Genomic DNA, 24,263 nt, shown 5'->3' on the forward strand with positions numbered 1-24,263 from the left:
GAAGAGGAAATAAAAAATGGAGATGGTGTGTAAGTGCTTTCAAGCGTATATTATTAGGGATTCTAATCAAGCAAATGAGTTTATTTCAGGTATTAAGATTGAATAATCTTGATGAATAGGATGACTTTTGTTTCATTGACCATACGTTACTATGAAAATAATTTACCATCCAATACTAATTTTCCTTTTCACCTCCAGTACTCTTTTTTCTTACGGGCAGCAGGGTGAGGGTGGAATTGACACATTAATGAGGCAATGGACTTTTCAGACTGGGGGTCCCATCTATGGGTCACCGATCGGCTATAAGAACAACTTGTTGATTGGCTCTGCTGATAGTACCCTCTATAGCTTGAATAAGAAGACTGGAAAATTGAATTGGAAACTGGATGTTTCAGGACAGATAAGGTCGGCAATATGCAGAGAGGGGGATATCATCTATTTCCATTCATCATCAGGGGAATTTTATGCTGTCAATGCGGTAAATGGTGATATTCTATGGAAGTACGATGTGGGAGATCCAGAGCGGAAGTTTGATCATTGGGATTACTTCCTTTCAGCTCCTTTGTACTTAAATGGGAAAATCTGTTTCGGCAGTAGTGATGGTCATCTCCATGCATTAGATGCTTCAACCGGTAAATTGATATGGAAATTTAAGACCGATGGGATGGTGCATAGCTCACCATCGGCATCAGACAATACCATTTTCTTTGGCAGTTATGATGGCTACTTCTACGCACTTAATTTAGATGGGTCCCTCAAATGGAAGTTCAAAACCATAGGAGAGACCTATTTCCCCAACGGGGAGATTCAATATCATGCAGTGATAAAGGATAGCACCGTCTACTTTACCTCACGAGATTATAATGTGTATGCCTTGGATGTCAAAACGGGAGCAGGGCGATGGGTATATCATGAGATCGGTAGCTGGTCTATGGTTCCGGTAGTAGCAGGTAATCAATTAATCTTCGGGACTTCTGATACGCATAAAATCAAGTCTTTATCGGCTGGCAGTGGAAGGTTAAAATGGGAGGTTGATGTACGGTTAAATGTTTACGGAGGTATATCAATCGTCGATTCTATGGCTTATGCAGGTGTGGCTGATGGGAGATTGCTTAAGATCAATATTAACAGCGGAGAAGTCCTTTCCCAATTCCAAACTACAAGAAGCATACAAAATGAAGATGAGTTCTTTACTGAAGAAGGACAGCTGAAAGTGAAAGATTTAGTGGATAAGTATGATGGTGATATTTATAAGATCTACGATGCCTTTTTTGAGTTGGGTAGCATACTTTCTACACCATGGGTGGATGATGAGCTAGTCTATTTCGGAGATATGGATGGTGTGGTCCACGCTGTTAAAAGATAGCCTACATTAATTTGATAGATGCTTTATCAAAAGTTCTTTGAAGTACTTCAAGGAGTCATTCTCCTTGTTATTAGCCATTGATATCATATACCAGCTTCGCATAGTTCCATCTTTCGATATACGAATGGTTTTGAAGCCAAGATGTAAGTAAGGTTGTATTGCCCACTTGGAAAGAATAGCTATGCCAAGATCATCTTTCACCATCTGAACGATGGTATCAGTATAGTCTATTTGGATGAATTTCTTTGGCTTGAATGACTCGTCATTTGTCGTTTTTTCCAGCACCATGTTTCGTTCATTCGCCTTTGCGTGAGTGATGATGGTCTCATCGTGGAAATCACTTAGCTCTAAAATAGGTTGCTTGGATAGCTTGTGGTTTGGAGGCACCACAGCTACCAGTTCATCGTCAAATAACCTTGTGCATTGGAATACCGGATCGAATGGGCTAAAGACCATTAGTGCGATATCAAGCTTCCCATCCTGTAACAATCGAAGAGGTTTTGTTGGGTTTTCTGTATTAACAGAAACTTCTATCGATGGGAAGTGATCATTAAATGATTTTAGAATTGGAATCAACCAATGATAAGAGGTGTAAGCTTCCAGGCTAATACGTAATTGTCCAATCTCTTCATTTTTTAGTTTTTTGATATCATTTTCCAAATATTTGATATTTTCTAGCGCTAAATCTGAGTACTTTCGGACAATTTCTCCGGCATGAGTCAATACCATTTTGTTATTTACTCTATTAAATATTGCAATTCCCAACTCGTCCTCTATTTCTCTAAGTTGATGGCTCAAAGCAGATTGTGATAGGAAGAGAATTTTAGAAGCTTTTGTTAAGCTACCCAACCCTGATACAGCTGAAATAAGTCTTAAATGCCTAATCTCCATATTGATTAAAAATACGGAAGAATGTATAATAACAACTGTACTTTTATTTAGATGGTAATAACCTTGTCTGATTTACCCTAGCTCAATCATGATTTTTATATTTTGTTAAGAGCTCCTTCCACCTCAGAGCATTTTCAGTTGAAGGAATAAACTCCTTATTTGGGTATAGCTCAGTTATTTCCATAGAATCGTACTTCAAAGCCCACTCATAAATTGGATCAAGATGTTTATCTGATATTGAATTATCAGTTTCTATCCGTTCATATAGAATGTCTGTTACTTGATTGCTTTCATTCATAGAATAAGTTCTCAAGGTCTTATTCGGTGAGGCGCCAATCATTCTATAGAAGTCATTATCCCCAAAGAAGTAACCCTGGATGGCGTGGGTTTCACAATTATACCAAATCGAATCATAGTAAGAATTAGAATTCATTACTACATCCCATTCACCCCATTTGCTCACTCCTTTTCCTTTATATGATTTTGATGGTTGTTGATCGTCTTTCTCAAACCAAATATTGACTGTGTCAGAGGTGTAATTCCACTTATTGCTGTCCTTCTGTTTTACTAGTTCATAGTATTCCTTGAATTTTAAAATGGACAATTCTCCTTTATTGGATTTTCTACACTGGAAAACCAATCCTGACGTTATTATAATTATTAGTACTAAATATCGTGTCATAAGGTCAAGTTTATTTGATGGATTCTACTGAAGACCATCCTTTGATATCGAATAAATATTTTCCTTTATATCATCACTCTCAACATTCCCAATCACCATCACCACCTTTTTCTGATCCGGGAAAATCATGATGGCTCCTGAGGCGCCCATTCCTGACGCTGTGTGCGCGTTGTAGTTAAGTTCGCCAGTCTTGCCTCTGGAAGTGCCATAGGCATAGCTATTTACTTCACTCAAGGGCTGATAATATTCATTCGGGTTCTTAAGAATCTCACCGTTCAATATAGCAGCATGTAATTTGACGACATCCGTAGCTGACGCGACTATTCCTCCACCGCCCAGTTTGCATGAGTTGTCAATTGCCGGGATCAGTTTGCCTTTGCCTTTTTTTGAACTCCAGTTTTCATAATAAGGAACTTCACCATCCAGCGTATTCTCATCGTCGAGATAGAAGAGTATATCTGCTATGCCTTTAGTCAATTCATTGATATAGTCAATGAAACTTTTACCGGTAACGTGTTCAATCAAGTAGCTTAAAACGACGTAATTGAATGTGCTGTATTGATATTCTTGTCCGGGATTGGAGATCAGAGCATCTGAGGCGAACCAATTCACAGCATCTTTGGCTGAACTACAGTGGTTTTGACTGAATTTTAGCCACTCATTTTTCTCGTAATTCCTGATTCCTGAAGTATGGGTAAGCAGATGTGAGATCTTAATATCCTCATAGTAATCCGGAAGATCTTTCAGGTAGAGTTTGATTGATTGATCAATATCGATTTTCTCTTCTTCGTAAAGCTTGGCTATCGCCAGACCAGTAAGCGATTTACTAATGCTGTACAGATAGTATTTCTCCTTGTTATTATGAATTTTGGGTGCAGTGGTAAATATGGAATCATAGAACTCTCCATTCTCATAGGCTGAAACACTTATGGATGGATATTCCTCCAGAAGTTTTTGGACCTTTTCACCAAGGGTTTGGGCCTGAGAAGATAAAATTAGAATTGATATAAAGAGGAGGGAGGTGCTGATTCTTTTCATTGAGTTTCTTTTGATCGAAGGTAGATTGGAAGGTTAAAATTCTATTCCTGATGGCCTTTAGGTTTTCTCACATCAGCTATTAAGATTATTCACATCGTTAATGGAGGACTTCATTGGAAGGGGTGCGTTATTTGGCCCACGTTAATAGTAGATGGCAGTGCGCTGATTCATTGAAGTTTTGAGTTTTGGTGATACTCCTCAGGAGTATAGCGCACTGCTTTTTTTAGCACATCAATTGAAATGAGGACTATCATATTTGTACTTTTCATAGGGCTTCAAATTAGCCTTTATTCCCAGCAAAATCTGCAAAATATTACCCATATGGTGACATGGTTACCACATAAGGATCAGGGAAAACAATTTGAGGCAGGATATAAACGTCATTTAACATGGCATTCGGAAAATGGTGATACGTGGGAGTGGTATGGGTGGTATGTAGTTTCGGGAGAGCGCCTGGGTACTTTTATAGATGCTTCTTTTGATCATAGCTGGGAAGAGTATGATTCACCACCTGTGGATTTAGCAGGAGATGCCGCCGATAATAATATCAATGTCTACCCCCATGCTGACCTAAAAAACATTCAGCGACTGATATATCTGAAAGAACTGAGTAGGAGTGAATCTCTTAAACTGGATTCAAAATTTATCAGACTTATTACAATCAATGCTTCTGATGTTAGTAAAGCTGAAGAGCAGTTTAGGGTTTTTAAGAAAGCGAATTCTAAATATGAATACCGGCTGTTTAGGATTGTAGATGGTGGAGATGGAGCTCAGTTTCTCATGTTTATCAAAGCAGACTCATTTAAAGACTATGCGAAATCTGAGAGCGTGGTGAATGAACTCAGTTCATCAAACTTTAGGTCTGTAACAATAGAGACTTTGTATCTGAGTAAGGATTTGAGTCTGCTGAAATAGTTAGATACTTTTTAGAAGTATTAGTCAAATACACTTTTAAATATGAACAGAATAAACCTAGTCCTAATTTATGTAATAACTTTTTCGAATCTATTCGCATTTGATAAAACCAATCAAAACAATGGTAATGACTTTACTAAAGACTCACTAACAACCAAACAATACTTAGATGATTTGAATGAATTGTTTGAGATTCTAGGGTCAGTAGATTCGTTTCATAAAGTCAATGACCGACTTAAAGATCAAAATTTTAATGGGCAGAAGATGATTTATCGCGAAAGGGTGAAAAAGATCAGAAGCAATGCTGAATTCTACCTTGTTGTCAGAGAGATTATCAATTCAATACAAGACCCTCATGCTACAATCATTAAAGCTCCAGACAACTGGTCTAGGAACACTCTAAATGAAGTTCATCACAGGTATGCAGATTCTAGTAATTTTTATTACAAGAGAATTCATTCAAATCACATATCAAGTAAAATAATAAGGGTCAGCTTACCAATTGCTTATATAGAAGGGAGTTATAAGGTTTACTATCCCTTTTTGATTGACGATATCGAAATCGATTCAGGGTCTATAGTGACTAAAATAAATGGTCAAAATATCCATGAGGTAGTAAGAGAGAACTACATGCAGATACCACATATTAAGTATGATATTCAGCGGTCACGATTGTTCTACGATAATTTTTATAGATATGGAGCCTTTATGGATAGCACACAGTTCATGTTATCATTTGAGGGTGACCAACATGAAATCCAAGTAGATCTCCTGAGCGATCCAGATGTTGAAATAGATAGAAAGCCTAAAAAACTCATCTGGAGTGGTGATATGGGATACAAAAATGTTCTCTATCTAGAGGATCAAAAGGTGCTTTATATAAGGATGCCAGCAATGGCTGACGCAATATTTTATGAGAACGAAATAATGAAATATTCTGGAAATGATATTGAAAAGGTGGTTGTTGATATAAGGGGAAACCCTGGCGGTCAGGATTTTCCATGGATGATGGTTCTAAGAAAAATAGTCCCTTCTAATACTTCCCTCAACAGGCCTATTAAAGTTGGCTTTCAAAACAAAAATGAGGAAATGAAAAGATACTTGGAAACAATTTTACATGAGGGATGGTATGATAGTTCTTTTGCAAAGCAGGAAATAAAAAGCATACCGGAAATAGGTGGAGAGTATGTAACCTTTGAATCAATCAATCAAGTCTTCACAAATCCCGATTCAGTCACACTTTCTTATGAAGGAAATATATTTATTCTGACTGATGGATTCTACTATTCTTCTGCAGGAAATTTCGTTGCTATGGCTCAGTACAACGACAATATAATTTCTCTTGGAATGCCCAATGGATTCTTTTCAGGAACACAGTTTACGCCAATGGAGTTTATGCTTGCCAATTCAAAAATTATGTTTCGAATAGAACCATCAATTGACTACACAGAAGTAAAGGAAATGGAAGATTACTATCATAACTACATTGACATACCATATCAATATACCACTAAGGATTTCTACAATTTGTCGTTGCTTGATGGGGATGTTTCTTCAATCGACTACTTATTGAATGTTGACCCTCTCATGAAAGCTGTCTTTCGATATGAATGAGAATTGGATTTGTTGTATAGGTGAAAAGCAAATTTTAAAAAAGAAGAAAAATGAAAATAATAAGACTAAATACTATCATAGTAAGTTTATTAATGGTGATTCTTATCAATATCTCATGCGAGGCACCCAGGAGTTCGGGAAACTTTGAAGAGGAAATTAGACAGGCCGAGAAAGCTTTCAATGATATGGCTGCTGAGCAGGGGGTAATGGAGGCATTCCTTGCCTTCGCTGCTGACGATGGTGTATTGAATAGGAGAGGAGGGATAGTTAAGGGAAAAGAAGAGATTCGAAGCTATTTTGAAAGTCAGACTCTTCAGAATGTGAGCCTCCAATGGGAGCCTGAGTTCATTGATGTTTCTAAGTCCGGAGACATGGCCTATACCTATGGGCCATTCACCTTCTCAGCTACCGACACCACAGGGCAGGTTATAGAATCAGTCGGAGTTTTTCATACTGTATGGAAAAGGCAGGTGGATGGGTCCTGGAAGTTTGTCTACGATTAATATAGATCTAGTGCTTTAATCCATGGATCTTTATTCATGAAATAATCTTTAGAATAATACCTTACCTGAATATCAGGGTTTATGGATTTCTCTTTTTCCTGTGGGATGAAACTCCACTCTCTGGTAGAAAGGGTGAGCATAAATCCTGAATTTGGTAAGAAAAGTGTCTTAGGATCACCATAATGATTATGGCCTGCTCCTGTTGGTTCTCCTATGATTTTGAAATCCCTAACTAGTTTAAGTTCTGAAATGAAGTTAATTCCAGCTGAAAAGGTCTTTCTACTGGTAAGGATGGAAATTTCATTTTCACTGTTTGTGAGGCTTTTTACCAAGTCGTTGTAGGTCGTATTGTCTCCGCCTGTATTATTTCTCATATCTATAACCAAGTGATTAACCTGATCTCCGTATGACTTTCTGGTAATTGCATTTCCAATCTCCGTCAGGATGGTCTCCGGGCCAGTTTTGTTGAAGGTCATCCAGAGCAGGGTATCATTTTCTAATTTAATTTCTGGATCCAAGTTTCGAAGGTTATGTCCTACAGGGCGTGGATCATTATCAGGTGCCAATGACCAAATAACCCATTGAATTAACGAGGTTGATTCCAGGTTTACTGTTTTCATTTCATCATCAATCAATAACTGTAAGCTGGCCTCACTTTCCGAAGAAGTTATGCCCAGGCATTGTAGCATATGAATGTTGGGCATGTACAATGAAGATTGGTGTTTCTTGAAAAAAGAGTTGTCACTGCCAATCAAGGGAGCCATCATTTTTGAAACAGTATCAATTTTGGTGTCATTAATGGCTAGAATCTCCGCTCCAATAATTTCCTCCTTGGTGCTTTTTGTTATGAACCATCCATCTTCAAAGTTGAATATTTGGATGGGTAGATATCTGGCTTTTGTATAAAGCTGAAATGGGATTAGATCAGAATGTCCGTCTTCAAAAAGCGCAACCATCTTCATGGCGATTAACAATGCGTCGCAATCGGAGAGCTGAGGTGAAGACTTAATTTGAGTCTCGTAGTTATCTAATGCCACTTCTAAAGAGTCATTGAATGCAGGATGACTACTTAGCGATGACTGCAAAAAGTCAAAATCCGATATCCATTCTTCTTTTGTCAAGGTTTCAGATGATACAGCAGGGAGCAATATGCGGTAGTCAATTTGACTGATAACCACAATAGAAGCAATTGCCAGGGTTAAAACCAAGGAGATGACTACCAGTACTTTCCCAAGGATGGATTTCCTAAACCAAATGAGTGTGAGGTAAACCAAGGTTCCTAATAAACCAATTAGGAACAAAGTGATTGCAAAGTAGAAGCTAAAGCCAAAAGGAAATTTAATTGTTAAGATGATTCCAATTAGTCCAAGGATCATCCCAACAATTAGAAGTAGCAAAATCATATTTTTTTTCATTCCCTTATTGAAAGAGTTTAAGCATCAATTGCTTTACCATTCCAGTATGTTTTTTCATTTTTTTCTTAGAAGCATCTAAACAACAAGCATTTTACTGATAATTATCACTGATAACTTCCAATGCCGGATCCTTTTTTTTAAAGTAATCTTCACTAGAAAACTCTGCAAGGATGTCAGGAGCAATCCACGGGCGATTGTCTAGTGAGTTGTTGGCACCACCTTGATGATATCTGTTGGAAATGATCAGATAAAGCTGACTGTTGGGGAGTTTCAATGCATTAGATTCCCCTATAAAATTGGGACTTGATCCGGTTGGTTCTCCAATAAATGTAGCATCAGTCCAGTATTCTAAATCGCTGGCTAAGTTCATGGCTGCAGAGTATGTTTCTCTTCCAATCAATACAAAAAGTGATTCATCAGAATCTATTGATGGTCTCCTAATGATTTCACTAATTAGATATTTATTGTATGAAGAGTTGCCACCTCCGGCATTCCTTAGATCAATGATTAGTTTTTTAGCACCTCCTTTATCAAAGTCACTAAAGGCAGAGTCTATGTAGTTTTTGAAATTCGTTTCATCATTGTTGAGAATGTATTTTATAGTTACATAAAATGCATCGAGTTCCTTAATATGAGAATGCCAGAAATCTAAATCCCGGTCTCTGTAAAATGGAAGATCTGTTTCTTTGACTTCAAGACCTTTCCAATTTTTTGAATCAAGTTCTTCTAAAGTGTTGAATTGAATAATTGTTTTTTTGTTCTTGTTGTTTTTTCTGCATCCAAGCTCTACGGATTCTAGATTATCATTGGCACCCATGTCTTTTAACGCTTCAGCCATTCTTAAGTATCGGGGACTGATTTTCTTGTGATGCATTTTATTATCATGTCCTCTGTAAGGATAGGATAGATCGTATAGTTCTTCTACTTTCTTCGAGCCAATTTGAGTTATCTGAGAACCAATTAATTCTACATAAGCATCAGTGGCACTTATAATAAATAGTCCATCATTAAACCAATAAAGCTCCAGAGGTAAAGAGTGAAATGCATTATCACCATTTTCCGGAGGCAAAATTTTGGTGTGACCTTCTTCCGCCAATGCAGCAAACTTCATTAGCTCAATTACTACCTCTCTATCTGACAACTCAGGGATTGCAGAGTATATCTTATTAAATGAATGATCCCATACCTCCGCGGAATTGACTCTATATAGGTTGAAGTGTAATAGCTTCATCTTATCATATACAAAGTGAAGGTCATTTCGCCAAGCTTCATTCCTATCCTCAGAGATTTGATCGTGACCAAAAACTTTTTTGTAGGAAGGATGCTCTTTAAGTGGAGTGAAATATTTACTCCTTTCTAATCTGAGATAATCTGGCCAATTATACTCAAACACGCTTTTTTCCAACCAAGAACCTGCTAAATCCAGACTGTCCATATATGCGTAGCTGGCAGCAATGTAGTACGCATAGATGTCGGTCCAAGGGCCAATGTCCATCGCCTTCTTGAATGACTGAATTGCCAAATCGTAGTGATCTGTATAGAAATTTGCTAGAGCAAGCTTTACGCGATAATCATAATTGTAAGGATTTTGGTCAACGAGAATTTTGAAAAAATATCTGGAAGAGTCGTACTGCTTCGTGATATAGTAGTGATTGTATGCAGCAGTAATATCAGATTGACTTTGAGAAACCCCATGCAGGGTTGTAGATATTAGTATTGTGGAAAGGACAAATTTGTATAATCTCATTTCTTAGGATCTTCCGATAGATATTAAAAGTTGGTAGTGAATCTCACGATTCCTGAGTTAATCGGATTCAGATTTCATATGATCAATCGTAATAGTAATTATGAGTTTGGCTAATAAGGATGTTAAAACTTGGCTGCCAGTCAGACACTCCTTAGTTGACTTATCCCATGCTTTTATGCGATTTGCCGGAGATTTTGTGTATGAGATTATTTTAAAATAGCATCGGTGAATTCGAGTAGTATATTTCTAGAGTTATTTGAAAAATAAATTCAAGTTGGGATAGCTATCTCGCATATCGCTGGTGAGGATTTTCGAAGAATTTTATTGCCACCAAACCGAATCTGGATTACGTGTAGCTATTTCACGTTTCTTAAAAATATAAATACATGTTTTATGTAAGTGGAAGGATAACGCTAACCCCCTCTAATCAGTTTTTTTCTGATAGGAAACTATATCCCCATTGAAGTAAACCTTTTTCAAGGTTGAGCCTGCCGTATCAAACATCACTCTAAATCGTTCATCCGAGCTGGTTTCAAGTGAAAAGGTCGTCACGCTAATCGGTATTAGTTTATATCGGAAACCCGAGTGATCCTGATAATAGAGATTTCCATCTTCAAATCTGATTTGGATGCATCCATACATCCCCACAAATGATTTAAGCTCGTTCTCTTCCAGAGAAGCCGATCCTACTGTGAGCCAGTTTTCAAAGGATTCGCCATGAATTTGATTGATCATTTGTAGGTGTCCGGCATCTTGTGGGGTATTTGAGATAATATCCGGAGTTACCCCGTGACCTTCCAGACCAACTGAGTTCAGAGGGTTTTGTTGAATGCCTTTACTAATCAATAAATAGAAGCCATCGGAAAGTGGGACATACTCTGCCAGATTGACCACTCCCAACGTTTGAGTTCCATATACCTTTCCGATATTGAGATTTTGAACTGCATAAGAAAACAATTCTGCTACGGACCCTGTATTCTCATTTACTAGAACAGTCAGCGGCTTATTGAAGAAAGTGCTATGCTTCTTTTTTCTGGTTTTGTATTCATGACGCTTGCCAGTTCGGGGTTCATAAAATGTATCATAGGTAACTTCATCCTCCGCAAAGTATCCAAGCAAATGAGACACCAGATCAGGGTGTCCACCTCGATTGTTTTGAAGGTCTATGATCAATCCCTCAGTGTCTTTTAGTAGAGTCAATGATCCATCCAGTTGGTTAAGGATATCTTCGGTTGGCTGTGGGAACTGATATAGTTTCAGGTATCCGATGTTTCCGAAAAGGAATTTTATTTCACGAATGAAAGATTGATCCCACGGTAGCTTTAGGTTGCCATTCGTACTAACTAACTGAATGTGACGATCATTTTTGATAGAATGAATTTCAACATTGATTTTTGCAATCAAGTCATCCTTGGATAGCCCTGAGAATTCTCCTCTATCTTGCGTTTCGATCATGTGATTGGCAATTTTGTTTGCCACCTCTTCATCGTAGTAGTACAATTTTATGGACTCTGCTACTTCCTCTATAAGCCCTTTGCCTTTGCTTATTGGTTTTTCGCTCTGACTGCTGCAGCTAAAGCTGATAGTGGATATTAAAAGGATAAAAGTGTTCTTGAGCAATTGTTTCATAAGTTGACGTCTAAAATGGTTTTGCAAAAAGACGTCAGCCTAATTGTTCAGTTGCGTATTTGATCACTTAAGGAGTTCAATCAATTTAATTGAACCAATTAGCTCTCTTTTATGAATGTTGATGGAGTGGTGTTTGACAGTTTCTTGAAGTATTTGATGAAAGTAGATTTGGAAGTGAATCCAGTTGAATACATGACTTGCTTAATGCTAAGTTCTTCAGTATTGTTGGTCAAAATTCTTATCGCCTCTTTGGCTCTGTAGGTATTGATAAGTTCAAAAAAGGAGCACTCAAAGTGACTGTTGATTGCCTGAGACACCTGAGATTTTGATATATCTAGCCGCACACTGAGTTGTTCCAATGAAAACTTCGGATCATGATAATCTTCATTTGAATCGAGGAATTCTTTTATTTGAATTCCAATGAGAGAAAGTTCATCCGTTGAAAGATTGGAAGAAGAGTATTTTTTGTGATTGGAAATATACTTTTCATTGGATGCTCTTAGTGCAATAATCAAGAGCGTATTGATGAAGATGTACGTCGCAATGAAGATGGATATAATGAGTTTGTTACTCCATCCGGCCAGGGGAAGCAGTGAAGTAAGAAACTCCAGTATTAGAAGAACGGTGATGAAAAAAGAGAAATAATATAAGACTTTTCGGGTTCTATCGATTTTTGAATCTATCCTCATTGATTCAAATCCCTTTAATGTTTCATAGCTCAATAGCAGGATGCCCGGCAAGGTTTCCAGATCATCCAGTCCAAAAAGCTGGATTTTAGTTTTTGTAAGGAATTGTATGGTAGTGATTGCAAAGGTTGTAATTAGAGCTCCTGTGAAAAGGCCTTTCTGTTTTTTAGATAGCGAAATTCCTAGAGCATTGAATCTATAGGTTTTTAGGGTAAGTCCATAACCAAGAGCATAAACACCGAAGTAATTTAAGAATGGTGAGAGCACTCCAGATTGGATAAGGATTAGGTTGAGAAAATTTATTGATATTAGAAAAACCAGAAATGTAAATGGGTTCAATGGTTGATTCTTTTTTCTCTTGATCAATACAGCTAAAGCCAGATTGATGCACAAAATCACGATTACAATTCCAGTTATGGTTTTGAAATCAGCCATTCTGATCTAAATATTGCTCAACTCCTCACGATACCCACCACTCAAAATAGGGAAGCGGTACCATGAGCGCGGATCAATGTTAAAATCATCAAAGTGAAAGCTGGGAGCAAAGCGTTCACGCTTCCATTGGTTGCGGGTCCAGAGTTGGTAAAACTTCCTGATCCAATTTTTCAGGTACTCAGATGTGTACTCACCTTTCAGCGCTTCATAGACCTGCTTCGGCGACTTCCCCTTCAGGATTGCCTCCCGCTCAATCTTCATTAGAACTTCATACGGCATCAGATCATCCTCATCTGTCTGGTGGTGATCTTCTGGTCGCAGTTCAGCAGTAGGGGTGAGCGCATTCACTTCTTTCAGTCCGGAGAAGCCCAACTCTTTCTCAGCGTATTTCAGCCATTGTAATATGAAATGCTTGTCCACCCCGGCAATGGGGGAGATGCTGCCACTGGTATCACCATCCATGGTTGCGTAACCAACATCTCCTTCACTTCGGTTGGAGGTAGCCAGTAAAAGTTTGTTCTCCAGATTGGCCAGCATCCATATGATTGGAACTCGGGACCGGGCCTGAATATTTTGTAGCGTGATGTCGTCCTGTTCCCAGGTGAGCTTTCGCCCAATTGCCCCTTCGATGGTTGACTGATAATGATTCACTCCATCGTCAATCGTCCAATTGTAGAAAGTAGCTCCAATACTTTCAGCCAAATTCTTCGCAGAAGTAAATGTCGCCTCAGAGGAATTCTTAGTTGCTTGATATGCGGTTGTTAAGAGTTGTTGAGTAATTTCCTTCGCAGTATCTCCAGTCAGCTCAAAGCCAAACTTACGTTCCAGTTCAGCTTTGCCTAGCTGATCTAGTGCGGTTCTTATTGCAAAGCTGACCAAAGCAGCAATTGTACTGGAGTCTGCACCGCCGCTAAGAGAGAGGACAAAACCCTTGCTTCGGCTTTTCCTACAGTAATCGAATAATGCCAGACCTGCAGCATGAGCAAACTCCTCTTTTCGGTCGCTATAGTGGGGTTTAATGTTCTCAGAGGAAGTGTCATTATCAAAGTCCACTTCAACAGTTAGGAGACGGTAATCGTGAAACCAGAGTCGGTGGTTACGACCAATTAGCCTCCCTTTCTGCCCGATCAATACATCTCCATCGTAGATCATGCGTCCGGACTCATTGCCCAAAAGGTTGGCATAGAGGTAAACACAATCGAACTGGTGTGAGCTTTTGATCACTAGCTCTTCCCTGAATGTCGACTTCCCAAACGCAAAATGCGAAGCGCTGGGGTTGAGGATCAGATCCACTTTGGTATTAAGGTGCTCGCACGGACGATCCGGCTGCCATGCATCTTCGCAGATTTCAAAGCCAATTTCAATTCCTTTATGAGCTAGGGTTATATGGCCGAATGGAATAGCTTCCCCATCGATCTTGAACGTCTCAGTTTTTCCGGAAGGCCAGGGGGTGAACCAGCGAGGTTCATAATGTACCCCATCATTGGCCAGTTTTTGCTTGGCATAAATGCCTTTGATTTCACCATCAGCAATGAAAGCTGTGGTGTTGTGGTTTTTCCCGTCTATACGGACTGGTAAACCAACTGTGACAGCAATATCAGTCGTGAGAAGAACAATCTCTTTTAATTTGTCGAGTGCAGATTCATGAAGCCATTCACTTAGAAAGAGATCCTCACAGCCGTATCCGGTGATGCAAAGCTCCGGTAGACAGAGGATGTCCACGCCTTCGCTTTTAGCTTCATCAATTGCTGATTTTATATTTAGAAGGTTATTCTCCCAATCTATTGGTGTTTGATTGAGACATGCGCCTGCCAGCTTTAGTTTGCGACTCATTCGTCTAAGTTAAGTTGCTCGTAGGTCTTTTGGGCTGCATCCTGCTCCGCTTTCTTTTTACTGAAACCAAAACCTTTGGCCATGGGTGCGTCATTTAGGAATACCTGTGCGGTAAACTTGCGATCTTCTTCGTCGATGATTTCGAATCGGAGGTCTTTATTTTCTTTTTGCGACCACTCAAGCAGTCTGCTTTTGAAATTCGTAGTAGTGGATATCAGTTCATCCAGATCATAATGAGGTCTAATGAGTTTCCGCATCACAAACCTCTTACAAAATTTGAACCCATGATCCAGATAAACCGCTCCAATTAAGGCTTCCATACAATCTCCATACACGGACCGATGTGCTCGTGAGCTTTGCTGATATTGCACAAGCTCCTTCAATCCAATCTTTTGTCCGAGTCGATTGAGCGATTCACGGTTTACGATTTTAGCTCGTACCTCTGTTAAGAATCCTTCTTCCTTGAAAGGATAGGTGAGATAGAGGTATTCCGCTATGATCATGCCCAGGATGGCATCTCCCAGATACTCAAGTCTTTCGTAAGAGTTTTTGATGCCGCGATTATTGGTGGAGGCTACACTACTGTGCCGCATAGCCTGCTGGTAAAGCGCAAGATTTATGGGAGACCTACCTGTAATCAATCGAAAAGACTGACGAAGTTTTTTTTCAGATTTGAATGAATTGAGAAGCCGGCCCGATAATCTTTTCGGAAACGATGACACTTATCCGTTGTATTTGCCTATAACAATGGAGGTATTGTGGCCTCCAAACCCGAAGGTATTGCTCATCGCAATATTTACTTCACGCTTCTGAGCCTTGTTGAAGGTCAGGTTGAAGCTTGGATCGATCTCCGGATCATCCGTGAAGTGATTAATAGTAGGAGGAACAATCCCCTTTTCAATTGCCATAAGACAGGCGATAAACTCAATGGCACCAGCAGCACCAAGTAGGTGTCCGGTCATTGATTTTGTAGAACTAATGTTCATATTAGGAGTATGAGCTCCAAACACTCGCTGAGCAGCTTTCAACTCTCCTACATCTCCTGCAGGTGTCGAAGTTCCGTGAGTATTCAGGTAATCAACCTTATCAGGTGTGATTCCAGCGTCCTCAAGTGCACTTTTTAGCACCAACTCAATTCCTGCACCTTCCGGATGCGGAAGAGTGATGTGATGCGCATCAGCAGACATGCCGCTACCTAATACTTCAGCATAGATTTTAGCTCCTCGAGCTTTTGCATGCTCCAATTCCTCCAGCATGATTGCACCAGAACCTTCACCCAACACAAATCCGTCACGGTCTTTGTCGTAAGGCCGGGAGGCTGTTTCCGGGGAATCATTTCTTTCGGACAGGGCTTTCATAGCATTGAAACCACCTACACCAGATTCAATTACTCCAGCCTCCGATCCACCGGTAAGAATGGCATTGGCCTTTCCTAACCGGATGTATGTGTAAGCATCGGTGATTGCATGGTTTGATGATGCACATGCGGATACAGTCGCAAAGTTTGGTCCCATGAAACCATACTTGATGGATAACAATCCAGGGGTGATATCAACGATCATTTTCGGAACGAAGAATGGGTTGAATCTTGGTGTTCCATCTCCCTGAGCAAAGTTCATCACTTCATCCTGGAAAGTGCTGAATCCACCAATGCCTGAACCCCAGATCACCCCGATCCTGGTTTTGTCCACGCTCTCCAGATCCATTCCCGAATCAAAGACAGCCTGCTCGCCCGTCACCATCCCATACTGGGTGTTTGGGTCCATCTTGCGAGCCTCTTTTCGGTCTATGAAGTCAAGCGGGTCAAACCCTTTCACTTCACAGGCGAATTTTGTTCTGAATTTTTCGGTATCAAAACGAGTGATAGGAGCCGCGCCACTTACACCTTTGGCCAAAGAATCCCAATATTCATCTTTAGTATTTCCCAAAGGAGTAAGGGCACCAATTCCGGTTACAACGACTCGTTTTAATTCCATAAGTATCTAAATAAGCTGGGTTACTTACTTAACGTTTTCTTCTAGATAAGTGATAGCATGACCTACAGTGGCAATGTTTTCAGCCTGGTCATCGGGGATAGAAATATTGAATTCTTTTTCGAACTCCATGATCAACTCTACAGTGTCAAGAGAGTCAGCTCCTAAATCATTGGTGAAGCTTGCTTCTGGAGTAACCTCAGACTCTTCTACACCTAGTTTGTCAATGATGATTGACGTTACTTTTTGTGCTATTTCAGACATTTTTGTAATGTTTGGTTAAAAATGAGATGCAAAGAAATATATTCTCAAACTAAAATCAAATTAGTGATTTGAGACATAACTATTGCGAATTTAGGTCTTAGCTTGCACTTTCTATGAAGAAAAATCGATTAGATGAAGGTTATGCTATTGATTTTGAATTATTTGGTCTTGTATGCAACAAAAAGGAGTACAAGCTTGCCTGGTACCTGAATCAGGCTTTAAAAATTTCTTTGGTAAAACAGGACGAGATCAAAATCGAGTATGCGGATAACACTTCAATCCTTATTTCTAATTATCGGTACGAGACAGAATACCTCACAATTGAGCTTTTGCAGAACAGGCTGGTAGGTGGAAGGAGTGGCCAAAATCAACTTCTGATGCCTGAGCTGAAGCAGTTTGATTACCTACTGAAGTTTAAAGATGATACGGATGGGCTTACTTCCGAAAACGTTAACGCAATAATCAAGGAGATTACTATTATAGAGTATGCTGTGCGCCTTAATTTTGATAACCTGAAATCAAAGGAGAATCTACTTTACTAGACCATATTTTTAACCCTCACCAAATGAATTCTGCAACGAAGCGAACCAAAATTGTAGCGACGCTGGGTCCTGCCAGCAATAACCGGGAGGTGATCACCCGTCTGGCCGAAGCTGGCGCGAATGTTTTTCGGCTAAACTTTTCCCATGGTTCTCATGAAGATCACCAAAAGGTCATTCAGATGATCAGGGATGTTTGTCAGGAAAAGGACTATCGCATTGCCTTGCTGCAGGATTTACAAGGGCCAAAAATTCGCATAGGTTTGATGAAAGATGGAGGGGTAGAGATTGCGGAGGGACAAAAGTTGATCATAACCACTGAGGAAGTGGAGGGGGATAATAAGCGGGTAAGCACAGTCTATAAGGAAATTGTGAATGACGTGAAACCGGGGGACACAATCCTGATCGATGATGGGAATCTGGAGCTAAGGACTATTTCGGTAAATGAAACAGAGGTTGAGACAGAGGTGGTGTATGGAGGAATGCTAAAATCAAGAAAAGGAATTAACCTGCCAGATACGGTAGTTTCTGCTCCTTCGCTTACCGAGAAGGATTTGGAAGACCTAAAGTTTGGCTTGTCTCAGGATATAGACTGGGTGGCATTGTCCTTTGTGCGCAAACCGGAAGACATTCGGGTGCTCAAACAGATTATCGAGCAGGCAGGAAAAACCACCAAGGTGGTGGCCAAGATTGAGAAGCCGGAGGCACTTAGAAATATAGATGCAATCATTGAGGAGGCAGACGGGATCATGGTAGCCCGGGGAGACCTGGGGGTGGAAATCCCCATGCACAAGGTGCCGATCTGGCAGAAGAAGATCGTAGAGAAATGCAACCAGGCCGCCAAGCCTGTGATCATAGCCACCCAGATGATGGAGAGCATGATCGAAAACCCACGTCCTACACGTGCGGAAACAAATGACATTGCCAATGCAGTGATGGATGGAGCGGATGCTCTAATGCTCTCGGCTGAATCTGCTGCTGGAAAGTACCCGGTGGAGGCCGTGCAGAAAATGTCTGAGACCATCAAGGCCGTGGAGATGGAGGCAGACTCCATTTACAACAAATATTACGATAAACAATTTGAATCCAGTACCCGGATGAATGACCTGCTCATTCGCGCGGCATGCAGGCTGGCTGAAAACACCAATGCGCGAGCCTTGGTGTGCATGACCAAATCAGGATATACCGGATTCCGCACCTCCATGCACAGGTCTCGATCAGAGATTTACTTGTTTACCAACAATGAGCGGCTGCTCAACCAGATGTGCCTGGTATGGGGAGTGAAAACGTTTTACTTCGATTCACAGGATAATATTGACAAAACGCTGGAGCAGATCGAGAAAAAGCTCCTTGATTCCGGCAACCTAAAAAAAGGAGACATCTTCATCAATACCGCCTCCATGCCGCAGCACTGGCATGGGCATACCAACATGATGAAGATCCACGTGGTGGAGTAATAGCGAGCCCTTGATAACGATGTGATTCGGGTTCTGTGATTACTCGCAACGACCAGCTTTGATGAGTGAGGATTAGAAAAGCACTAATCTCACGTCTCGCACATAGCCATGCCTAAGCGCTCGGCCTTGATTTTAAATTTAAAACTTCGGGTCGCGCAGACGTGACGGACTTTCAAAGTGCCACCAAACTTTTCCTGACCGATGAAACCCCATTCATTCATAGCATTTGTTTGTAGACTATTTCAGTCGATTCTTTAGATCCATGCGTTCGTGCAGAATTCTCGTTATCTCCACCAGCTCGATAGAAATTATGCGAAAGAAAGCGATATGTCGGTTCACTTTGAATCCATACAAACCCGCCCTTATTCCGGCGTAATTACGTCCCTGACTAGGAGTTGAAGCAATGAATTCAAAGGCGTTCACAAGTTGTTCATGGTAGCTATCCGCTTGTCGTTCAGACCAGTTATCAAAAGTGTAGTTCCAAATATCAGATAAGTCTTGAACAGCAAGATTTGTTAGTTGGTATTTACCCATTCGACCTTGCCGACTTTAATTGATTTAAATGTGTTGATGGGTTAAAGTCTTCAGCAATTCCACTGTCGATACCGTCTTGAATAGCTTTCTTAAGCGATATAACCTTGTTCTCTTCTTCTTCAAGAAGCCTTAGTCCGGCTCGTATAACTTCGCTAGCATTCTTAAAACGACCTTCTGAAACACTGTGTTTGACAAAGTCATCAAAGTAGTTTCCGAGTGAAATGGATGTGTTCTTGCTCATGCTTCAAAGTTACCAAAAATTGGTAAAACTTCAAATGCCGAAATTCCACATCAACGTCCAACTATCATCCGTAAGCTGGACTTTTCAAATATCTATAAAAGTATCTCATCCCACCAGCCTTTGCAAAAAGCTCAGTAAGCTTATGGATGATAGTGACTGTTACCTTTAGTTTATGTTTCAGCACCACCATTTTTCTTCGAGATAGTTGGCAATTTCTTCTGTTCGTGCTTCGATATCTTCTTTCTTAAATTGATCTTTATGGGTTATCTGTGTTGCCAATAATCGGGTGATTTTGAATTTACTCTTATCATAATAAGTTACCTTATCATAAACATTTTTATTGTTCACGCTACTGTTCAGCGACTTTTCTAATAGAGTTAGATTACCAAATGTATGTTCGAATTCGAGATACTCATCATTACTCTTAAACCCATGAGTTTTAAGAGTAAACTTAGGCTTTTGAGAAAGTATATGTTCGATTGTTAAGGACTTACCTTTAACAAAGGTTTTTAGTGAATCCAAGTCGAATATCTTTCCAGATAAATGTTCTGAATAGTCCAAAAGTATCATGGGTAAAACAGCTCTGCTCTTCTGATAAATTGAGCCATATAGATTGTTGCGAAATTCATTTTCATTCATCCAGCGACTATTAAACCAAATGAGCCAATTCTCAATATTTTCGTTAGACCATTCTTCGTGAGTTATATCATATGCAAGCCTTGAAATATCAGCCTTGGGATCGGTACCTCTAACCTTATAAACACGAACATCAATTATCTCAACTAAATCGAGAAAGGTGAATTCCGTTAATTCCTCGCCTTCAAGTAGTTTCCTTTATGCAAACTTGGTATTTTTTTAAAAGCCGAAGGGATAGCACTAAATAGATAATAAGCGATACCAAGGTTATATTAAACTCGAAATCATAAGTAAAAGGTTTATGCACTTCTAACCAAAACCAACGTCTATATTCGTACCCTTTAAATGATAAAAAAATATACAAACCCGCTTGAAATAAGGCTGGAAGAAAATGCCATAAATGCGTTCTCTTAAATTGAAAATCTGGGTGAGTAAGTGCTTTGGTATAAAAGAAAATTAGAGGTCCAAAAGCAAAGGAATAGTATATAGGCAAAAAATACAGATTGGCATTTTGACCATAAAGATTAGCCACCCTAAAAAAGGTGTCGAGCAACCATAAAATGAAAATGAAAATCAAAACACTTAGGTACCTATTGGCTTTTTGATTCGCTTTTTTAAAAAGCAATAAGATAACCACAAACAGTCCTTGCGATATAATCGCCAATACAATAACAGTAGAAAGGGTAAAGGGTATTTGGTACATGTATTAATAGCTCTCTAATGCACTAAGAATCTTCCCAAGAATGGCATAAGCTCTTCGGTGAGCATAACCTTGTCCGTATGCACTTGACGTTAATGCGATGACCATATTCATTTCGGGAACGACGATCAGGTGATTCCCTCCGTTTCCTGAAGCGAATAGATATTCGATTTTTTTGCCATTATAAGCTCTCTCGGATTTATACCAAAGCATCCCATAAGTATCCGTTAGGTACCAGTAATCGGTCAGGTCGAATACTTGGTGTGTCCGTAATCTTTTTATGTAATCTGACTGAATTATTTGTTCCTCTCCCCATCGTCCATGGCTTGCTACCAAGACACCAAGTTTGGCAAAATCTAAAGTTGATAGATATAAGTTCCCTGCGGCTACTGTTTGATTAGAGGCATTCGTTTGCCAATAAAAATCCTCGATACCTAAGGGATCGAATACTTTTGCTTTGGCAAAATCCCGTAGGCTCATTCCAGATTTTTCTTCGATTATTGCTCCGATCAGCGCAGCGTTGATGTCCGCATAAACCCATTTTTTACCCGGTTCTTCAATCATTGGAATACTCAGGAGGTAACTAACCCATTCATCCCTTCCAATCCACTGACCCGCATTGCCGGGGGTTTCCGGATCATCTGAATCTGCATGCAGCCCCGAACTCATATCGAGCAGGTGCTTGATTTCGATTTTCTTGTAATCTTCGTGCAAGGAAGGATACTTCTCCTTAGGAAAGAAGGAGTAAACATCTTGATCAATATTTTGAACCAAGCCCTCTTTAATCGCGACGCCCAGGAGCAGAGATGTAATGCTCTTTCCAGCAGATCTGATATCATGAATGTGATTCCGCCAAAAAGTATTGAAATACCATTCAATGACTATTTTGTTGTCTTTGATTACCACTAAACCTCTAAAATCTTTGTGCTCCGTATTTTCAATTCTGGTGTAGAGGTTATTAATGGAATCTCGGTTAAACCCGGCCTCTTCCACTCCAGTTTCTGGAAGATTAGGAATAGGTTTTCTTTGACCATAGGAAGATATTGATACACCTATACAGAAGGCGATAATTAAACCCTGGAAAAGAATGAGTGATCGATTCATTTTACAATCTTTTTTAAAATATATTTCTCCATAATGTCTTCAGGCTGAAATCCTTTGCCATTTCTGTAATTGCCCGAAGTAATGACAGCTACCAATTGGTATTCAGGAATGATAAATAAATATTGCCCCCCTGATCCTCTGGCTTCTATCGATTCAACGGTCTTGCCATTAACATCATAGCTTCTGTGCCAAAAGAGGTAGCCATATTCGTTTTTGTTCACGGTGTTTTCAAGAATTCCGTACTTGCGAAAGGACTTTTCCACCCATTGTCGTGGCATCACTTCTTTGCCCTCCCAAAGCCCCTTGTTCAAATAGAGTTGACCAAATTTCAGTAAAGCTCTGGGTGTCAAATACCATCCTCCGCCAAAATAAGGCTGGTCTGCATTATTCGTTTGTATTCGATAATTGCTAATTGAGAGCGGTCGGAATAATTTTTTATGTATATAAAATTCAAGTCTTTCATCTATTGAAGCACTCAGAATGGGAGCAAGCAAATGTGGATTTCCAGAGCCGTAATTGGCTGTTTTTCCTGGTTCGGAAACCATCGGGGCAGTGAGAATGTATTTCGTCCAATCTTCCTCATTTTGGTATGCGCCCTCGTTGGCAAAGGAGTTTCTGTTCAGTCCAAAGTCAATCGCATCTAATCCACTCGACATAGTGAGCAGATGTAGAATAGTGATGTTTTCTTTCCCATCCTTCCAAGCTATTTCAGGATACTGGGTTTCATAAAAGTTCTTGATAGGTATATGTTCATCTTTAAGTTTTTGATCTGCAATAGCTATTCCGACCATTGCAGAAGCAAAACTTTTAGAAAGTGAACGTGTATCGTGAGGGGTATTAGATGTGAAACCATTAAAGTATTTTTCAAAAATGATTTCTCCAAATTGAGAAATGACCACAGAATGGGTTCTTTCTAGAGTATCACTTTTGATGTCCATTACAAGTTGAGAGAATCGAGTTACATCGCTATTTTCATTTTCTATTTCAGACGATTGTCCAATTTGCCATTGGTCATGGGGTAGTGGTGACAGTTCAATTTGAGTGAATTCATTCAGAAAGCGAAGCGTAAGGTCTATACGCTGATTCTTTAATACACCGTTAAATTTGATATTGGAGCGAAGGTCTCTAAATTCAATTTTGTTTTCTGAAAAGCCAAAATCTTGCGCCAACATATAATGATAAGTCGGTTCTTTAAAAAAAGTAGAAGCTGCATAACTGCCGTCATCCTGCTTATCCAAGGACAAATAGAAGGTTGGCAAAGTCGGACCTTCCATCAAGAGATTCCAATTGCCTTTCCAAGTTCCTGATGTGGACTGACTTACTTCAATATTCGACAAATGATGTCCTGTTTGAACAAATACAATTGGAATTGTGCTGGTGGTATCTATTCTTATAGTGAGCTGATTTTCGAATTTCCCAACTAGATAGTTGTTATTTTCAGGTTTAAGAAGAAGTTTGGTTGTATTGTGCTTGCCTGTAAAATTGGCAAAAATCCCATCTTCAGTTGGAATGATTTCAATGTCAAATAGGAATGGATTTTTTTCTTCGCAAGTTCCAGACCAGCCACCTATATAATTGTCAAAGGTTCGTTGAGCATTGCAAGAAGTGGTAACCAGCAGGCAAACTAATATGAGGATGTTTATTTTCATTTTCTCTAATTACACACAACTATAATGTAATGCGCACAGTGCGCGTTATTTTCCTTATATATTTTTTAAGTGCGATTCATCTAACTAACTGACTGACAGTTACAAAATCAATTATTTGTCGTTTGTAAGCGTTTGTTGTCGGATATAACACGCACTCTTTGTTATCAAATATACCGTTTCTTAAAAAACAAACAGATACAGCAGCATTACCACAATCAAAATGATGGCGATCCACTTGTAGCTGGTTTTGGTTTCGGCAAACTCATACTGACAGATCGGGCAGACGTTAGAGGAGGGGTCTACTTCCATGGCGCAGGATGGGCATTCTTTGGTCTTCATTTCTTCAATTTAGTTCCATAAGGTATGTTAAAGAAGGGTTCATTGATGCTAATGTCACCCCTGAACTTGTTTC

The 24,263-nt window shown here is 39.6% G+C and carries 23 protein-coding genes; 6 read left to right on the forward strand and 17 right to left on the reverse strand.

All coding sequences use genetic code 11. The features are described 5' to 3' along the window. Positions 1-151: 151 nt before the first annotated feature. Positions 152-1,366, forward strand: coding sequence for an outer membrane protein assembly factor BamB family protein (locus tag RLN88_RS13210; RefSeq protein ID WP_350221880.1), 1,215 nt, complete (start codon positions 152-154; stop codon positions 1,364-1,366). Positions 1,367-1,372: 6 nt separating this feature from the next. On the opposite strand, the gene RLN88_RS13215 is transcribed toward RLN88_RS13210, so the two are convergent. From RLN88_RS13215 to RLN88_RS13225, 3 genes are all read right to left on the reverse strand, one after another. Continuing rightward, positions 1,373-2,257, reverse strand: coding sequence for a LysR family transcriptional regulator (locus RLN88_RS13215; protein WP_350221881.1), 885 nt, complete (start codon positions 2,255-2,257; stop codon positions 1,373-1,375). An 82-nt stretch (positions 2,258-2,339) separates the two neighbouring features. Continuing rightward, a complete protein-coding gene (locus RLN88_RS13220; RefSeq protein WP_350221882.1) occupies positions 2,340-2,939 on the reverse strand; it encodes a hypothetical protein in 600 nt (199 codons plus the stop codon). 24 nt (positions 2,940-2,963) lie between these two features. Further along, positions 2,964-3,977, reverse strand: coding sequence for a serine hydrolase domain-containing protein (locus tag RLN88_RS13225; protein ID WP_350221883.1), 1,014 nt, complete (start codon positions 3,975-3,977; stop codon positions 2,964-2,966). A gap of 321 nt (positions 3,978-4,298) precedes the next feature. On the opposite strand from RLN88_RS13225, the gene RLN88_RS13230 reads away from it, so the two are divergent. The 3 genes from RLN88_RS13230 to RLN88_RS13240 are packed head-to-tail and all read left to right on the forward strand — an operon-like array spanning position 4,299 to position 7,009. Then, positions 4,299-4,892: a hypothetical protein gene (locus RLN88_RS13230; protein ID WP_350221884.1), complete on the forward strand. Its 594-nt coding sequence runs from the start codon at positions 4,299-4,301 to the stop codon at positions 4,890-4,892. 42 nt (positions 4,893-4,934) lie between these two features. Further along, positions 4,935-6,506, forward strand: coding sequence for a S41 family peptidase (locus tag RLN88_RS13235; RefSeq protein WP_350221885.1), 1,572 nt, complete (start codon positions 4,935-4,937; stop codon positions 6,504-6,506). Between the two features lie 50 nt (positions 6,507-6,556). Further along, complete coding sequence (locus RLN88_RS13240; RefSeq protein ID WP_350221886.1) at positions 6,557-7,009, forward strand: YybH family protein; 453 nt, start codon at positions 6,557-6,559, stop codon at positions 7,007-7,009. On the opposite strand, the gene RLN88_RS13245 is transcribed toward RLN88_RS13240, so the two are convergent. The 8 genes from RLN88_RS13245 to RLN88_RS13280 form a co-directional block, all read right to left on the reverse strand. Then, entirely contained in the window at positions 7,006-8,385 is a 1,380-nt protein-coding gene (locus RLN88_RS13245; protein ID WP_350221887.1) for a S41 family peptidase, read from the reverse strand. The genes RLN88_RS13240 and RLN88_RS13245 overlap by 4 nt on opposite strands. A 130-nt stretch (positions 8,386-8,515) precedes the next feature. Next, on the reverse strand, positions 8,516-10,171 hold the full coding sequence (locus RLN88_RS13250; RefSeq protein WP_350221888.1) for a S41 family peptidase: 1,656 nt from the start codon (positions 10,169-10,171) through the stop codon (positions 8,516-8,518). A 423-nt stretch (positions 10,172-10,594) separates the two neighbouring features. Further along, positions 10,595-11,800: a S41 family peptidase gene (locus RLN88_RS13255; RefSeq protein ID WP_350221889.1), complete on the reverse strand. Its 1,206-nt coding sequence runs from the start codon at positions 11,798-11,800 to the stop codon at positions 10,595-10,597. A 98-nt stretch (positions 11,801-11,898) separates the two neighbouring features. Then, positions 11,899-12,921 (reverse strand): helix-turn-helix domain-containing protein, encoded by a 1,023-nt coding sequence (locus RLN88_RS13260; protein WP_350221890.1) that lies wholly within the window; start codon positions 12,919-12,921, stop codon positions 11,899-11,901. Positions 12,922-12,927: 6 nt separating this feature from the next. Next, positions 12,928-14,754, reverse strand: coding sequence for an NAD(+) synthase (gene nadE, locus RLN88_RS13265; RefSeq protein WP_350221891.1), 1,827 nt, complete (start codon positions 14,752-14,754; stop codon positions 12,928-12,930). After that, positions 14,751-15,476: a ribonuclease III gene (gene rnc / locus RLN88_RS13270; protein WP_350221892.1), complete on the reverse strand. Its 726-nt coding sequence runs from the start codon at positions 15,474-15,476 to the stop codon at positions 14,751-14,753. Before rnc ends, nadE begins: the two co-directional genes overlap by 4 nt. Beyond that, positions 15,477-16,730 carry a beta-ketoacyl-ACP synthase II gene (gene fabF / locus RLN88_RS13275; RefSeq protein WP_350221893.1) on the reverse strand — a complete coding sequence of 418 codons (1,254 nt, stop codon included), beginning with the start codon at positions 16,728-16,730 and terminating at the stop codon, positions 15,477-15,479. Positions 16,731-16,754: 24 nt separating this feature from the next. Next, entirely contained in the window at positions 16,755-16,991 is a 237-nt protein-coding gene (locus RLN88_RS13280) for an acyl carrier protein (protein ID WP_350221894.1), read from the reverse strand. Positions 16,992-17,104: 113 nt separating this feature from the next. On the opposite strand from RLN88_RS13280, the gene RLN88_RS13285 reads away from it, so the two are divergent. Further along, on the forward strand, positions 17,105-17,533 hold the full coding sequence (locus tag RLN88_RS13285; RefSeq protein ID WP_350221895.1) for an IPExxxVDY family protein: 429 nt from the start codon (positions 17,105-17,107) through the stop codon (positions 17,531-17,533). Positions 17,534-17,556: 23 nt separating this feature from the next. Continuing rightward, a complete protein-coding gene (gene pyk / locus RLN88_RS13290; RefSeq protein ID WP_350221896.1) occupies positions 17,557-18,987 on the forward strand; it encodes a pyruvate kinase in 1,431 nt (476 codons plus the stop codon). 237 nt (positions 18,988-19,224) lie between these two features. Here the strand turns inward: pyk and RLN88_RS13295 are convergent, their stop codons facing one another. The 6 genes from RLN88_RS13295 to RLN88_RS13320 all read right to left on the reverse strand — a co-directional run bounded on the left by RLN88_RS13295 (position 19,225) and on the right by RLN88_RS13320 (position 24,190). Continuing rightward, entirely contained in the window at positions 19,225-19,521 is a 297-nt protein-coding gene (locus RLN88_RS13295) for a type II toxin-antitoxin system RelE/ParE family toxin (protein ID WP_350221897.1), read from the reverse strand. Next, positions 19,514-19,762, reverse strand: coding sequence for a type II toxin-antitoxin system ParD family antitoxin (locus tag RLN88_RS13300; RefSeq protein WP_350221898.1), 249 nt, complete (start codon positions 19,760-19,762; stop codon positions 19,514-19,516). Before RLN88_RS13300 ends, RLN88_RS13295 begins: the two co-directional genes overlap by 8 nt. Positions 19,763-19,939: 177 nt before the next feature. Beyond that, the gene (locus RLN88_RS13305) at positions 19,940-20,401 is read right to left on the reverse strand and encodes an HNH endonuclease family protein (RefSeq protein ID WP_350221899.1); all 462 of its coding nucleotides are present in this window, start codon (positions 20,399-20,401) and stop codon (positions 19,940-19,942) included. Between the two features lie 703 nt (positions 20,402-21,104). Then, positions 21,105-22,202 (reverse strand): serine hydrolase domain-containing protein, encoded by a 1,098-nt coding sequence (locus tag RLN88_RS13310; protein WP_350221900.1) that lies wholly within the window; start codon positions 22,200-22,202, stop codon positions 21,105-21,107. Next, complete coding sequence (locus RLN88_RS13315; protein ID WP_350221901.1) at positions 22,199-23,851, reverse strand: serine hydrolase domain-containing protein; 1,653 nt, start codon at positions 23,849-23,851, stop codon at positions 22,199-22,201. Before RLN88_RS13315 ends, RLN88_RS13310 begins: the two co-directional genes overlap by 4 nt. 180 nt (positions 23,852-24,031) lie before the next feature. Beyond that, positions 24,032-24,190 (reverse strand): hypothetical protein, encoded by a 159-nt coding sequence (locus RLN88_RS13320; protein WP_350221902.1) that lies wholly within the window; start codon positions 24,188-24,190, stop codon positions 24,032-24,034. Positions 24,191-24,263: the final 73 nt, after the last annotated feature.

Source organism: Ekhidna sp., assembly GCF_040223195.1.
In the GTDB taxonomy this organism is placed as follows: domain Bacteria; phylum Bacteroidota; class Bacteroidia; order Cytophagales; family Cyclobacteriaceae; genus Ekhidna.